A 14006-nucleotide genomic window follows, 5' to 3' on the forward strand; every position below is an offset into this window, starting at 1 on the left:
GTATCCCATGTCCCGAATTCCCGGCAGGTTCCCCTGCCCATTTTGGGAGGCGGCGCGGCTGGCGGCTGCCCGCGGGAGCTGCTGTCGTCGCCGCGCAGCGGATCTCCGGTGCAGGTCTGCCCACCCCTGGGCGGCCCGTGCGTGCGGTGACGGCTCCACCGCTGGCCTGCCGTCGAAACGCGGTCGGGTGCGTCGGACCGGTGCGGTGCGCGTCCTCCGGCGATCTCGCGGACCGCGATCATCCGCAGGCTGGCGGTAGGCTCGGCGCGGAATCGGCTGCCGAATCCGGGCCTCGACCCGGGCCGCGCCTTCCCGAGGAGTCCGATAGATGAGTGCCGAGAAGCTGCAGACTCGCAATGGTGTTGAGTTCGCCGTCGCGGACTTGGCGCTGGCCGCCGACGGCCGGAACCAGGTCCGGTTGGCCGAGCACGAGATGCCCGGTCTGATGGCGCTGCGGCGGGAGTACGCCGAGGTGTACCCGCTCAGGGGCGCGCGCATCTCCGGTTCGCTGCACATGACGGTGCAGACCGCGGTGCTGATCGAGACCCTGGTGTCGCTGGGCGCCGAGGTGCGCTGGGCCTCCTGCAACATCTTCTCCACCGACGACGCGGCGGCCGCCGCGGTGGTCGTCGGCCCCTACGGCAGTACCGAGGAGCCCAAGGGCGTCCCGGTGTTCGCGTGGAAGGGCGAGACGCTGGAGGAGTACTGGTGGTGCACCGAGCAGATGCTCACCTGGCCCGGTGACCAGCAGCCGAACATGATCCTGGACGACGGTGGCGACGCGACCCTGCTGGTGCACAAGGGGGTGCAGTACGAAAAGGCCGGTGTGGTGCCGAATCCGGCCGACGACGACCCGGACGAGTTCAAGGTGTTCCTGGACCGGCTGCGCGCGTCGTTGGCCGCCGACTCCACCAAGTGGACGCGGGCCGCGTCGAGCATCCGGGGCGTTACCGAGGAAACCACCACCGGTGTCAACCGCCTCTACCAGTTGGCCGCGCAGGGCGAGCTGCTGTTCCCGGCGATCAACGTCAACGATTCGGTGACCAAGTCGAAGTTCGACAACAAGTACGGCATCCGGCATTCGCTGATCGACGGCATCAACCGGGGCACCGATGTGCTGGTCGGCGGCAAGGTGGCGGTGGTGTGCGGCTACGGCGACGTCGGCAAGGGTTCGGCCGAGTCGCTGCGCGGCCAGCGGGCCCGCGTGATCATCACCGAGATCGACCCGATCAACGCGCTGCAAGCGATGCTCGACGGCTACCAGGTGGCTCGGCTGGACAGCGTCATCGAGCAGGCCGACATCGTGATCACCACGACCGGCAACAAGGACATCGTCACCGTTGACCACATGCGGCGGATGAAGCACCAGGCGATCCTCGGCAACGTCGGCCACTTCGACAACGAGATCGACATGGCCGGTCTGCAGCGCGCCTCCGACACGCGCCGGGTGCAGATCAAACCGCAGGTCGACGAGTGGGTGTTCGGCAACGGCAGGTCGATCATCGTGCTGTCCGAGGGCCGGTTGCTCAACCTGGGCAACGCCACCGGTCACCCGAGCTTCGTGATGTCCACCTCGTTCTCCAACCAGACGATCGCCCAGATCGAGCTGTTCACCAAGCACCAGGAGTACGACAACGAGGTCTACCGGCTGCCCAAGATCCTCGACGAGAAGGTCGCCCGCATCCACGTGCAAGCGCTCGGTGGCGAGCTGACGAAACTCACCAAGGACCAGGCCGAATACATCGACGTCGACGTGGAAGGCCCGTACAAGCCGGAGCACTACCGGTACTAGGGCCTCGCTGGCCTTCGGCGGATGGTGGCCGCGCGGCGACCACCGTCGCGTCAGACCGCTGCTCGCCTCGTGCGCTGTGCCGCTTCGGGGCGCCGAGGTCAGCTCCCGATGCTGATCTCCGGTTCGTGGCGGACCGGGAAGTTCACCGAGTTCGCGATGAAGCACTCGCGATGCGCCTGTTCGTGCAGCTTCTCGGCGGTCGGCAGCATCGCCGCGTCGGTGATGGTGACCTTCGGGCGGAGCACCACCTCGGTGAAATGCCCGCCCCTGTCGGCGTTCTCCACCATGACCCCGCTCGCCTCGTCGCGGTAGGCGGCGACGATGACACCGGAGGTGCTGCACAGCGCCAGGTAGGTGAGCATGTGGCATTCCGACAGCGCGGTGACCAGCAGGTCTTCCGGATTGACCAGCGCGGGGTCGCCGCGGAAGGCGGGATCGGCTGACGCCGTCAGCCGTGGTTTGCCTTCGATGTCCACGACGTGTTCGCGGCTGTAGCCGCGGTACGAAGCGGTGCCGTCGCTGGTGTTGCCGGTCCAGGTCACCGTCGTCCGATAGGTGTGTGCTTTGGGCATACTCGTTGTATACAGCGGAACGACCTGTGGGAAAAGGGAATTCGCCCACCAGGGGTCAGATCAGGGGATGCCGTCCAGCGGCGGGCGCGCTGGACTACCGTCGTTGGCGTGGGTCGACTAATCGTCATCGAGGGCCTGGACGGCGCGGGCAAGCGCACGCTCGCCAACGGGATCGCGGCAGAACTGACCGGGCGCGGCTGCCGCGTGGCACGCGCGGCGTTCCCGCGCTACACCGACGACGTCCACGCCGAACTGATCGCCGAGGCACTGCGCGGCCAGCACGGCGACCTCGGCGAGTCCGTGCACGGCATGGCCGTCCTCTACGCGTTGGACCGCCGCGCCGCAGCGGCCTCGCTGCGCGCCGACCTCCGCACCCACGACGTCGTCCTCCTCGACCGCTATGTCGCCTCGAACGCCGCCTACGGCGCCGCTCGACTCCACCAGGACAGCCACGGCGACTTCGTCGCCTGGGTCCACGAGCTGGAGGTGGCCCGCTTCGCGCTGCCGAAACCAGACCTGCAGATCCTGCTGCAGGTGTCGACGGAGGTGGCGGCCCGCCGAGCCGAGCGCCGCGAACGGACCGAAGTGGACCGGCAACGGGACAACTTCGAATCCGATGCCGCGTTGCAGCAGCGCTGCGGCGAGGTGTACGCAGAGCTCGCAGCGCAGCACTGGTGGTCACCCTGGATCGTGGTGGACGGCGCCGCCGAGGTCGACTTCACCACCCTCGTCGACAAGCACGTCCTGGCATAACCGTCCGAAGTGCACACCGCCCGCCGGAATCGCGGTGCGGCACAACCCGCGTCGCCAGCGCCGCCACATTCGATTCCGCCGTCCCCGATTTCCGCTCGACCTGCTCCATTCGGCGGTACCAGTTGGGCCGATCCGGTCGCCATGTCGCGACCTGCGGTGACGATCAGCGGGTGGATGCACAGCAGCGGAGTGACAAGTGCAACCATATTGGCCATGAAGGCACGCGTGCTCGTGGTGGACGATGATCCGGCCCTGGCCGAAATGCTGACCATCGTGCTCCGAGGAGAGGGGTTCGAGACCGCCGTCGTGAGCGACGGCACCAAGGCGATGCCTGCCCTGCGGGAGCTCAAACCCGATTTGGTCCTGCTGGACTTGATGCTGCCGGGCATGAACGGCATCGACGTCTGCAAGGCCATTCGCACCGAGTCCGTCGTGCCGATCGTGATGTTGACGGCGAAGAGCGACACGGTCGACGTCGTGCTGGGTCTGGAATCCGGCGCCGACGACTACATCGTCAAACCCTTCAAACCGAAGGAGCTGGTCGCCCGCCTGCGTGCCCGCCTGCGGCGCACCGATGCGGAGCCCGCAGAGGTGCTCACCATCGGCGATGTGACCATCGACGTGCCGGGCCACGAGGTCACCCGCGACAGCCAGCCGATCGCGTTGACCCCGCTGGAGTTCGACCTGCTGGTGGCGCTGGCCCGCAAACCGCGCCAGGTGTTCACCCGCGAGGTCCTGCTGGAGCAGGTGTGGGGTTACCGGCACGCCGCCGACACCCGACTGGTCAATGTGCATGTCCAGCGCCTGCGGTCGAAAGTGGAGCGCGACCCGGAGCGCCCCGAGGTGGTGCTCACGGTCCGCGGCGTCGGTTACAAAGCCGGCCCGCCGTGATGCGGTGAGAAAACCGGAGCGCCTGTTCGCGGGACAGGCGCCACTCGCGGGTGGCGTGGGCTGCGGGCCCGCCGCCACGCGGTGAGATGTCCGGAAACGACCGCGTGTCCGGCGCTGCGCGGTCGACGTCCAGCGCGGTCGCCCCACGCGTTCGACGCCTGACGACAACAGGTGGTCGGTGCAAGCCGTCGACCTGGCCTTTGACACAGTTGCTAGTCGGTCGTAGTCGCGGCAGGGGCCGAGGGACGGTTGCAGTGAGCGTGTTGACACGTCGAGGCCGCGTGGTGCGGCGGTCGATCAGTCGTGTCCGCGAGGAGCTCCAAGACCGGTGGCACCGCTTCGAGGCGCTGTGGCGGCGCTCGATGCAACTGCGCGTCGTGGTGAGCACGCTCGCCCTGTCGTTGGCCGTGATCTTCGTGCTGGGCATGGTGCTGCAGTGGCAGATCACCTCGCAGTTGGTGGCCGCCAAGGAGAACGCCGCGATCGCGCAGGCCGAGTACAGCCAGCCGATCCTGGAACGCGAGCTGACGGCGGTCGACCCGAACTCGGACAACGTCTCCGAACAGCTGCAGGCTGCGCTGAACCGGCTGACGACCACCTCCTCGGGGCAGTCCACCACCGAGACGGTGGCCGGGGCTTTCGAACCCGTGCTGGTAGACGGGCACGCGCCGGTCGACCAGCGGCAGCAACCGGCGGCGGGACCGATCGGTGATGTGCCGCAGGGCCTCCGCCAGTTCGTCGAACGCGGCCAGCTGGCCACCATGATCACCACCGTGGAGAAGGACAACGGCCCGGTCACCATGCTGGCCGTGGGAACCCCGGTGAGCACCGCCACCCGGCCGTTGCAGGCCTACCTGCTGTTCCCGCTGACCGCCGAGCAACGCACCCTCGTCGTCGTGCAGCAGACGTTGCTGCTCGGCGGCGCCGTCCTGCTGGTGATGGTCGGTGCCATCACGAACCTGGTGACCCGCCAGGTGGTTCGCCCGGTGCGGCAGGCCGCGCAGATCGCCGAGGAGCTCGCCGAAGGCGACCTCGACAAGCGGATGCGGGTGATCGGCGAGGACGACGTGGCCCGGCTCGCCGAGTCGTTCAACGAGATGGCCGACAGCCTCAAGCAGCAGATCACGCAGCTGGAGGAGTTCGGGCAGCTGCAACGCCGGTTCACCTCCGACGTCTCCCACGAGCTGCGCACCCCGCTGACCACGGTGCGGATGGCCGCAGATGTGCTGCACGCGTCCCGCGAGGAGTTCCCGCCCGGCCTGTCCCGGTCGACCGAGCTGCTGGTGGACGAGCTCGACCGGTTCGAACTGCTGCTGGCCGACCTGCTGGAGATCTCCCGCCTGGACGCCGGAGTCGCCGACCTGGCCGCCGAGCAGTTGGACCTCACCGAGATCGTGGACCGCTCGGTGGAGTCGCTGCGCGCGATCGCCGACACCAGCGGCGTGGAGCTGCGGATGATCGCGCCGACCACCGCGGACTCGGAGCTCACCATCGTCGCCGACGCCCGCCGGGTGGAGCGGATCATGCGCAACCTGCTGGCCAACGCGATCGACCACGCCGAAGGCGGACCGGTGGAAATCCGCCTCGGCAGCAACGAACAAGCGACCGCGATCACGGTGCGGGACTACGGTGTCGGCCTGCGCGCCGGCGAAGCCGAGCTGGTGTTCACCCGGTTCTGGCGGGCAGACCCGTCGCGCAACCGGCGCACCGGCGGCACCGGCCTCGGACTGTCGATCAGCCAGGAGGACGCCCGGTTGCACGGCGGCACGCTTGACGCGTGGGGCGAACCCGGCGAAGGTTCGTGCTTCCGCGTCACCCTGCCCCGACGGCCGGGCGAGGCGTACGACAGCAGCCCGCTGCCGATGCCGGGCACGCGGCGCATCGCCGCACCGGAGGCGCTGCTGGCCGCCGGATTCGATCCGCCGCAGGACGGTGAGACCGGCGAGCCGGAGATCCGCGACCAGGGACCGGCGCGGTTGTCCGAGGAGACCTGGGAGGGCAACTGATGGGCGTGCGCTTCACCCGCCGGCTGGCGGCGCTCGTGGTCCTGCTGCTCGCCTTGTCGGGATGTGCGTCTATCCCGCAGAGCTCGAACCCGAAAGCCGTGAAGGAAGTCGACGAGAGCAACACGACCACACCGGTGACCCCGCCGCCGGACGGCGCCGATCCGCTCGCCCTGGTGCGCAGCTTCGTCAACTTGGCCGCCGCCCCGGAAAGCAACCACGAGGCCGCGCGACTGCACCTCACCGCCGCTGCGCACCGCAGCTGGAGCCCGGTGCCGGGCTTGTTGATCGTGGACAACGTCGACACCATCCCGGCACCGCAGCCGATGCCGCTGCCCGACGGCGTGCAGATGGTGACGCTGCAGGCCGACAAGGTCGGACGGCTGCTGCCTGACTCGTCGTTCGTACCGGAAGTCGGCGAGTACCAGACCCAGGTGCGGGTGGAGCGCCAGGCGGACGCGCAGTGGCGCATCGCCACCCCGCCGCCCGAGCTCGTCGCCAGCATGGGCTCGTTCAGCACCGTCTACCGCCCGGTGCCGATCTACTTCCTGAACCACGATTCGACCGGGGTAGTCCCGGATCTGCGCTACGTGGTGTCGCAACCGGCGAGCACCCTGCCGAGGCGGGTCATCGATCTGCTGACCAGCGGCCCGTCGGACGGCCTGCGGTCGGCGGTGCACACCGCGATCCCGCCTGGTGTGCACCCCAAGACGAACACCAGCGAAGCCAGGGACGGTGCGCTAGAGGTCAACCTCACCGATCTCGGTGACGTGCCACGCGAAAACCGGCGCCTGATCGCCGCCCAGGTCGTGTTCACGCTGCAGACCGTCAGCAACGCGCGGGTGCGGCTGAAGGAGGAGGGCCTGTCGCTGCTGCCGGATGCGCAGGACCTGCGGCCCACCGACCTCGCGACGTACGAGTCCGACAACGTCCCCCGCCCAGACCTGCCCGGACTGGCCGTGGTGGACGAGCGGCTGGTGACCCTGGACCGGGCCGCGCAGCCGATCCCCGGTCCGGCCGGTTCCGGCGAGTACGACGTGGTCCGGGCTGGTCAGTCGGCTGACGGCAGCCTGATCGCGGCGGTCACCCGACGCCCCGGCGGCGTCGTGCTGCGGGTCGGTCGCTTCGGCGCACCGCTGCCGGAGCTGACGACGGCCGGCGCTTACATGAGCAAACCGACCTGGCGCGGGGAATCCGAGGTGTGGACCGTCGTGGACGGTCGCGACGTGGTCCGGGCCCTGGACGGCGGCGAGAGCTGGACGCCGCAGTCGGTCGACGCCAGGCAGCTCACCGGCGGCCGGTCGATCACCGATCTGCGGTTGTCCCGCGACGGCACCCGGGTCGCGGCGGTGATCGACGGGCAGATCGTGGTCGCCGGGGTGTCCGACCAGGACGGCCGGGTCGTGCTGCAGCAAGCCATCACGCTGCCGTCCCCGCAGGGGGTGCGGATCACCGGTGTCGAATGGCGGGAGAACGACTCGCTGGTGGCCATCACCGACAGCAACAGCACACCGGTCTACGAGGTGTCGGTCGACGGCTTCCGCTGGGCCCCGTACACCGCGGCGAACCTCGGTCAGCCGCTGACCGCGGTCACGGTCGCCTCCGGAGCCCGCGTTGTCGTCGCCGATCGAAGCGGGCTGTGGGAGTCGCGCGACACCGACGACGTCTGGTCGCTCCTGGAAGTCCCGATCGGCGGCGGCTCCATCCCGTTCTTCCCCGGATAGCGGCTGGTGGACGACACGCATCGGTGAGTCGGGATGCCGATCCGCGCCATGATCGGCCGATGCGCACCACCTGGCTCGGTGAAGGGCTTTCCGGTCTGATCGACCTGCTGCTGCCACTGCGCTGCGCTGGCTGCGACGCAGCGGGTACGGCTTGGTGCCGAGGCTGCTCGCGAGAGCTGGGCGGACTTCGGTACGTCGAACGCCCGCTGCTCGACCCGGGTCTGCCGGTCTACGCACTCGGCCGGTATCGGGGCGCGGCCCGCCGCGCGGTGCTCGCCTACAAGGAGTCCGGCCGCCGCTACCTCGCCGGACCACTGGCCCGCCACCTCGCGGTCGGGCTGCGCGCGATCAGCGCCGAACATCGGCTCGACCACGCCTGGTGGCTGGTGCCCGCGCCGTCGCGGGCCATCGCCTCCCGGCGTCGAGGCGGCGCGCACATGACCCGCATCGCGCACCGGACGGCCGCCGAACTGGCCGCGTCCGGTTGTCCGGCAGCCGTCGCGGACTGCCTGGTGACCGCGCGCGGCGCGGCGGATTCGACGGGGCTGGATGCGGCCGAACGAGTACGCAACCTGTCCGGGCGAGTGCTCGTCCGGACAGGTCGTCTTCCCCCGCCGGGGGCGCAAGTCGCGCTGATCGACGACGTCATCACCACCGCGGCGACGGTCGCGAGCGCTGTGCGGGTGCTCGCAGCAGCCGGTGTCGGCGTCGCGGCGGTGCTCAGCCTGACCGCAACGGCGGGCTGAAGCATTCGAGTGGATTGCCGTTACCCGAACGGCCTCGGGAACTTCACCTGCCGGCCACTCGTTTTCCCGTTGTGAGCAGGCAGAATCCGGCGCTTCGCGGACCTTGCGCGGAGCTACCGCGCGATGGGTCCGAACGGGTGAAAAACGAAGCCGATGGGGTGCCTCGGGTACAGCCCGCATCCAGGGCCAGCCTGCTTCGAACGGTGGCACCAATCACTCTCGGTGGCCGCTTGACTTCGCCCAACTCGGGGGGTGTCACAAATCGGTAAACCGAGCTAACGTGCCACTCAATCCAGCCAATCCCAGGCGGAGGGAAGGAGCGAATCCCATGTCCCTGGCGCCGGAAGTGAGCTGATCGGCCTTTTCCCGGCGCCCGTGCACACCTCGCCTACGGAGCACGCAAGGAACGGAGGTCGTGAATGGATATCGTCGTCAAGGGTCGCAACGTCGAAGTTCCCGAGCACTACCGGGAGCACGTCAATGCGAAGTTGACCCGGCTTGAGCGGTACAACAAGAAGGCCATTCGAGCGGATGTGGAACTGTTCCACGAGCGGAATCCGCGCCAGGCCAAGAACTGCCAGCGAGTCGAGATCACTTTGATGGGCAAGGGCACGCCGGTGCGAGCCGAGGCCTGCGCAGGCGATTTCTACGCCGCACTCGACGCCGCCACGACCAAGCTGGAGAGCAGACTCCGGCGCATGCACGACCGTAGAAAGGTGCACTACGGACAGCACAACCCGACTTCCGTGGCAGAGGCGACCGCAGCGATGGCGGACCGGCCCGTGGTGATGGGCCAGGGGACCGCCGCGGCCGAAGGCCGCACCGCGCTGCTCGAAGCGCCCCAGGAAGCCGACTACACCGCCGAAGTACCCGAACAACGGATGGCCACCGAAGACGGGTACGAACCAGGCCGGGTCGTCCGGGAGAAGGAGCACTCGGCCGAGCCGATGACAGTTGACCAGGCCCTCTACCAGATGGAACTGGTCGGACACGACTTCTACCTGTTCTCCGACGCCGACAGCGGTAGGCCCTGCGTGGTCTACCGGAGGAAGGGATTCGACTACGGAGTTATCAGGTTGGCCGACGCGCGGTAGGGCGAGTCTGCGCCAACACCGACCTGAACGGCTGTCCCCCGCGTACCGTGGTCCGCGGGGGACAGCCGCGTGCGTGGGGGTCCGTCAGCCGGACCGCACCGGCGGACACGTCCTCACCACCAGCTCTAATACCATGACCACAAAGCGTCCGTGACGGACGCGTCGCGATCAGCTAGTGAGGTCGACCGGATGGTCCTGTCCCGACTGCTCCGCGCCGGCGAGGGCAAGATGCTCAAGCGTCTGCGCACCATCGCAACGCACATCAACGAGCTCGAACGAGATGTCGTCGCGCTGTCCGACGCCGAGCTGCGGGGCAAAACCGACGAGTTCAAACGCCGCCACTCAGATGGCGAATCGCTCGACGAGCTGCTGCCGGAAGCCTTCGCGGTGGCCCGCGAAGGCGCCAAACGTACCCTCGGCCAACGGCACTTCGATGTTCAGCTGATGGGTGGTGCCGCCCTGCACCTCGGTCAGATCGCCGAGATGAAGACCGGTGAGGGCAAGACCCTGACCTGCGTGCTGCCCGCCTACCTCAACGCCATCACCGGCGAAGGCGTGCACGTGGTCACGGTCAACGACTACCTGGCCCGCCGCGACGCCGAGTGGATGGGCCGGGTGCACCGCTTCCTCGGCCTCGAAGTCGGCGCGATCCTGGCCGACATGACGCCGGACCAACGACGCAAGGCGTACGCCTCGGACATCACCTACGGCACGAACAACGAGTTCGGCTTCGACTACCTTCGCGACAACATGGCCTGGAGCCTCGGCGACTGCGTGCAGCGCGGGCACCACTTCGCCGTCGTCGACGAGGTCGACTCCATCCTGATCGACGAGGCCCGGACACCGCTGATCATCTCCGGCCCGGCCGACCAGTCCTCGCGCTGGTACCAGGAATTCGCCCGGCTCTCCCCGATGCTCAAGCGCGACGAGCACTACGAGGTGGACGAGCGCAAGCGCACCGTGGGCGTCACCGAAGAAGGCGTCGCGGTCATCGAGGACCAGCTCGGCATCGACAACCTCTACGAAGCGGCGAACACCCCGCTGGTCGGCTATCTCAACAACGCGTTGAAGGCCAAGGAGCTCTACAAGCGCGACAAGGACTACATCGTCCGCGACGGCGAAGTGCTGATCGTCGACGAGTTCACCGGCCGCATCCTCGCCGGGCGCCGCTACAACGAGGGCATGCACCAGGCGATCGAGGCCAAGGAAGGCGTCGAGATCAAGGCCGAGAACCAGACGCTGGCCACGATCACGCTGCAGAACTACTTCCGGCTCTACGACAAGCTCGCTGGCATGACCGGTACCGCCGAAACCGAGGCGGCCGAGTTCCACGGCACCTACAAGCTCGGCGTGGTGCCGATCCCGACCAACGAGCCGATGGCCCGCGTCGACCAGCCCGACCTGGTGTACAAGACCGAACCGGCGAAGTTCGAAGCGGTCGCCGAGGACATCGAGGAGCGCTTCGCCACCGGCCAGCCGGTGCTGGTCGGCACCACCAGCGTGGAGCGCTCCGAGTACCTGTCGAAGCTGCTCACCAAAAAGGGCATCGCGCACAACGTGCTGAACGCCAAGAACCACTCGCGGGAAGCCACGATCATCGCCGAAGCCGGTCGCAAGGGCGCGGTCACGGTCGCCACCAACATGGCCGGTCGCGGTACCGACATCGTGCTGGGCGGCAACATCGACCACCTCGCCGACGCCGAACTGCGCAGCCGAGGCCTGGACCCGGTGGAAAACCGCGAGGAGTACGAGGCCGAATGGCCCGCGGTGGTCGAGAAGATCAAGGCGCAGGTCGAGGCCGAGGGCGATGAGATCCGCGAGATCGGCGGACTGTACGTGCTCGGCACCGAGCGGCACGAATCGCGCCGCATCGACAACCAGCTGCGCGGCCGCTCCGGACGACAGGGCGACCCCGGCGAATCCCGGTTCTACCTGTCCCTGGGCGACGAACTCATGCGGCGCTTCAACGCGGCCATGGTCGAGACCGTGATGACCCGGCTCAAGGTGCCCGACGACGTGCCGATCGAGCACAAGATGGTCAGCCGCGCCATCCGCAGCGCGCAGACCCAGGTCGAGCAGCAGAACATGGAGATCCGCAAGAACGTCCTCAAGTACGACGAGGTGATGAACCAGCAGCGCACGGTCATCTACGACGAGCGGCACCGGGTGCTGGACGGTGAGGACCTGCACGCGCAGGTCATGCACATGCTCACCGACGTGGTGACCGCCTACGTCAACGCGGAGACCGCCGAGGGCTATGCCGAGGACTGGGACTTCGAAAAGCTCTGGAACGCGCTGAACGCGCTGTACCCGGTGTCGATCAAGTGGGAAGGGCTCGTCGAGGACGAGGAAGACCTGTCCAAGGAGCGCTTGCTGCAACTGATCCTGGACGACGCGCGAGCCGCCTACGCCAAGCGCGAGGCCGACGTCGACGGCAAGGTCGGCGCGGGAGCGATGCGGGAGCTGGAACGCCGCGTGGTGCTCAGCGTCCTGGACCGGAAGTGGCGCGAGCACCTCTACGAGATGGACTACCTGAAGGAGGGCATCGGGCTGCGCGCGATGGCGCAGCGCGACCCGCTGATCGAGTACCGCCGCGAGGGCTTCGACATGTTCGGAGCGATGCTGGAGGCGCTCCGGGAGGAGTCCGTCGGATTCCTGTTCAAGGTCCAGGTCGAAGCGGCCGAGCCGCAGCCAGCACCGGAGGAGCCGGCGGTGCCGGTGTCGGTGAGCCAGGTCAGCAGCGGGACGCCGGACGTGCCCCAAACACCGCAACCGAGGGCGAAGCGCTCCAGGCCGGCATCGGCAGGACCGGCGTTGAGCCAGCTCGGCAGCGCCCCCGGCGGCGAAGGCGAGGAAATCCCGTCCGCCCTGCGCGGCAAGGGCCTCGACTCGCCCCAGCAGCAGGGGCTGAGCTACTCGGGACCGAACGAAACCGGCGGGGTGGAGACCACCAGCGACGCCGCGAACGGACCGCAGGGGCGCAGTGGCACTCGGCGCGAGCGGCGGGCCGCTGCCCGAGCTGAGGCGAAGAAGAACAAGAAGCGCTGATCAGACCAGGGACAACAGGGTGCACACCCATTGCCCGTTGTCCTGCTCGACGCGCAGCACCAGGGCCCGGACCCGGTCATGCGATCCGAGGACCATGCAAGCCTCCACCGTGAACTCGGTGACAGGGCAGGCATGGACGGATCGCAGCTGGTAGTCCGGGCCTTGCGCGGCGTGCAGCCGGGTGGCCAGCAGCAGCCCGGCGACTTGACCGGAAACGTGCTCCCGAACCAGGTGCAGCGCCTTGCGCCCGCACAGCACCTCGAAGACCTGCTCGCCGACGAAGGTGGCGACCGCGGAGGCGCTGCACTCCTCAACGGCCTCGGCCACGGGCGTTTCGATCGGCAGCACTGCGGTCATGGCGCCTCCGGGTGGTCGGCCGACTGGTCCCCGCTCTTACTGAGGAACTTGTCGGGGTATTCCGGTCAACTTCGACCCCGGAACACCCCGATCGTGTGAGCTAATGCAGCCCGTGGATCTCAAGGGACTGCTGTTGGACTACGCCGGAGTGCTCGACGATCCCGGTGGCTCGACGTCGGGTGTGCCGCCGCTGTTCGAGGTCGTGCGATGCGCTCGTCGATCCGGGATCAACACGGCACTGGTGTCCAACGCCGACTCACTCGCCGATCCGGGGGTGACGGAGCTGTTCGACGTCGTCGTGCTCTCCGGCGCGGTTGGTGTCGCGAAGCCGAACGCCGGTATCTACCGGTTGGCCGCCCGCCGGTTGGGACTGGAACCGCGGCAGTGCGTCTTCGTCGACGACCTCCGCCGGAATGTGGTCGGTGCTATCGCGGCGGGGATGGTCGGGATCCACCACCGCGACGTCGCTTCGACGGTCACCGAGCTGGCCGCGCTCTTCGACCTCGAATTGCCTATCTGACCTGGTGTTTTGTTGTTTTGTGGGGGGTGGTGTGTGGGGGTGTTTGGGGGGTGTGTAGATTTATTCAGGTCAGCGCGACACGGGCCGGGAAAATAGCCGGGCCGGGCGCGGCGTGGGTCTGCGAACCGGGCTTCCACGAGTGGGTGGTAGGCTGGGTGGACTTGGAAGAATAGAGGGAAATGCTCCCCTGAGCTTCAATCCTGGTGGGTTGGGTGATGGTGTGGGTGTGTTCTTTGAGAACTCAACAGTGGACTGTTTTGGTTAGTGTTCTTGTATGCCCCCGATCATGCAGGTTTTGTGTGGTTGGTGGTTTCTTTGAGTAGCACTCGCTCTGTGGGGTGGGTGTGCTGGGATTGTCCAACGTTTTGTTGGTTTTATAATGCATTGTTGGAGAGTTTGATCCTGGCTCAGGACGAACGCTGGCGGCGTGCTTAACACATGCAAGTCGAACGCTGAAGCATCTTCGGGTGTGGATGAGTGGCGAACGGGTGAGTAACACGTGGGTA

Annotated in this window: 11 protein-coding genes and 1 rRNA gene; 10 read left to right on the plus strand and 2 right to left on the minus strand. The window is 67.9% G+C overall.

Going from position 1 to position 14006, the window contains the following annotated elements; genetic code table 11:
• Positions 1–328: 328 nt before the first annotated feature.
• Positions 329–1792 (plus strand): adenosylhomocysteinase, encoded by a 1464-nt coding sequence (gene ahcY, locus ACTWQN_RS35210; protein WP_443207993.1) that lies wholly within the window; start codon positions 329–331, stop codon positions 1790–1792.
• Positions 1793–1890: 98 nt separating this feature from the next.
• On the opposite strand, the gene ACTWQN_RS35215 is transcribed toward ahcY, so the two are convergent.
• On the minus strand, positions 1891–2364 hold the full coding sequence (locus ACTWQN_RS35215; RefSeq protein WP_443207994.1) for an OsmC family protein: 474 nt from the start codon (positions 2362–2364) through the stop codon (positions 1891–1893).
• A 108-nt stretch (positions 2365–2472) separates the two neighbouring features.
• Between ACTWQN_RS35215 and ACTWQN_RS35220 the strand changes: the two genes are divergently transcribed.
• The 7 genes from ACTWQN_RS35220 (at position 2473) to secA (ending at position 12623) form a co-directional block, all read left to right on the plus strand.
• Positions 2473–3117, plus strand: coding sequence for a dTMP kinase (locus ACTWQN_RS35220; protein WP_443207995.1), 645 nt, complete (start codon positions 2473–2475; stop codon positions 3115–3117).
• Between the two features lie 213 nt (positions 3118–3330).
• On the plus strand, positions 3331–4008 hold the full coding sequence (gene mtrA, locus ACTWQN_RS35225) for an MtrAB system response regulator MtrA (protein WP_443207996.1): 678 nt from the start codon (positions 3331–3333) through the stop codon (positions 4006–4008).
• A 260-nt stretch (positions 4009–4268) separates the two neighbouring features.
• Complete coding sequence (gene mtrB / locus ACTWQN_RS35230) at positions 4269–6014, plus strand: MtrAB system histidine kinase MtrB (RefSeq protein ID WP_443207997.1); 1746 nt, start codon at positions 4269–4271, stop codon at positions 6012–6014.
• Positions 6014–7735: an LpqB family beta-propeller domain-containing protein gene (locus tag ACTWQN_RS35235; protein ID WP_443207998.1), complete on the plus strand. Its 1722-nt coding sequence runs from the start codon at positions 6014–6016 to the stop codon at positions 7733–7735. The genes mtrB and ACTWQN_RS35235 overlap by 1 nt, the downstream gene beginning before the upstream one ends.
• 59 nt (positions 7736–7794) lie before the next feature.
• Positions 7795–8481: a ComF family protein gene (locus ACTWQN_RS35240; protein ID WP_443207999.1), complete on the plus strand. Its 687-nt coding sequence runs from the start codon at positions 7795–7797 to the stop codon at positions 8479–8481.
• 419 nt (positions 8482–8900) lie between these two features.
• Positions 8901–9575, plus strand: a complete 675-nt coding sequence (hpf, locus tag ACTWQN_RS35245) for a ribosome hibernation-promoting factor, HPF/YfiA family (RefSeq protein WP_443208000.1) — start codon at positions 8901–8903, stop codon at positions 9573–9575.
• A 189-nt stretch (positions 9576–9764) separates the two neighbouring features.
• Positions 9765–12623, plus strand: a complete 2859-nt coding sequence (gene secA, locus ACTWQN_RS35250; RefSeq protein WP_443208001.1) for a preprotein translocase subunit SecA — start codon at positions 9765–9767, stop codon at positions 12621–12623.
• Here the strand turns inward: secA and ACTWQN_RS35255 are convergent, their stop codons facing one another.
• Positions 12624–12980: an Rv3235 family protein gene (locus ACTWQN_RS35255; protein ID WP_443208002.1), complete on the minus strand. Its 357-nt coding sequence runs from the start codon at positions 12978–12980 to the stop codon at positions 12624–12626. It lies immediately after the preceding gene.
• A 103-nt stretch (positions 12981–13083) separates the two neighbouring features.
• Between ACTWQN_RS35255 and ACTWQN_RS35260 the strand changes: the two genes are divergently transcribed.
• On the plus strand, positions 13084–13500 hold the full coding sequence (locus tag ACTWQN_RS35260; protein WP_443208003.1) for an HAD-IA family hydrolase: 417 nt from the start codon (positions 13084–13086) through the stop codon (positions 13498–13500).
• Between the two features lie 384 nt (positions 13501–13884).
• Positions 13885–14006, plus strand: a 16S ribosomal RNA gene (locus ACTWQN_RS35265); the annotation flags it as partial.

The sequence above is a fragment of the Saccharopolyspora antiqui genome, assembly GCF_052246905.1.
Taxonomy (GTDB): domain Bacteria; phylum Actinomycetota; class Actinomycetes; order Mycobacteriales; family Pseudonocardiaceae; genus Saccharopolyspora.

Bases quoted from the DNA above. Each gene is read 5' to 3' on its own strand.
- mtrA (WP_443207996.1), top strand. From the start codon at position 3,331: ATGAAGGCACGCGTGCTCGTGGTGGACGATGATCCGGCCCTGGCCGAA.
- ACTWQN_RS35215 (WP_443207994.1), bottom strand. From the start codon at position 2,364: ATGCCCAAAGCACACACCTATCGGACGACGGTGACCTGGACCGGCAAC.
- ACTWQN_RS35260 (WP_443208003.1), top strand. From the start codon at position 13,084: ATGCAGCCCGTGGATCTCAAGGGACTGCTGTTGGACTACGCCGGAGTG.
- ACTWQN_RS35255 (WP_443208002.1), bottom strand. From the start codon at position 12,980: ATGACCGCAGTGCTGCCGATCGAAACGCCCGTGGCCGAGGCCGTTGAG.
- secA (WP_443208001.1), top strand. From the start codon at position 9,765: ATGGTCCTGTCCCGACTGCTCCGCGCCGGCGAGGGCAAGATGCTCAAG.
- ACTWQN_RS35235 (WP_443207998.1), top strand. From the start codon at position 6,014: ATGGGCGTGCGCTTCACCCGCCGGCTGGCGGCGCTCGTGGTCCTGCTG.
- hpf (WP_443208000.1), top strand. From the start codon at position 8,901: ATGGATATCGTCGTCAAGGGTCGCAACGTCGAAGTTCCCGAGCACTAC.
- ACTWQN_RS35240 (WP_443207999.1), top strand. From the start codon at position 7,795: ATGCGCACCACCTGGCTCGGTGAAGGGCTTTCCGGTCTGATCGACCTG.
- ahcY (WP_443207993.1), top strand. From the start codon at position 329: ATGAGTGCCGAGAAGCTGCAGACTCGCAATGGTGTTGAGTTCGCCGTC.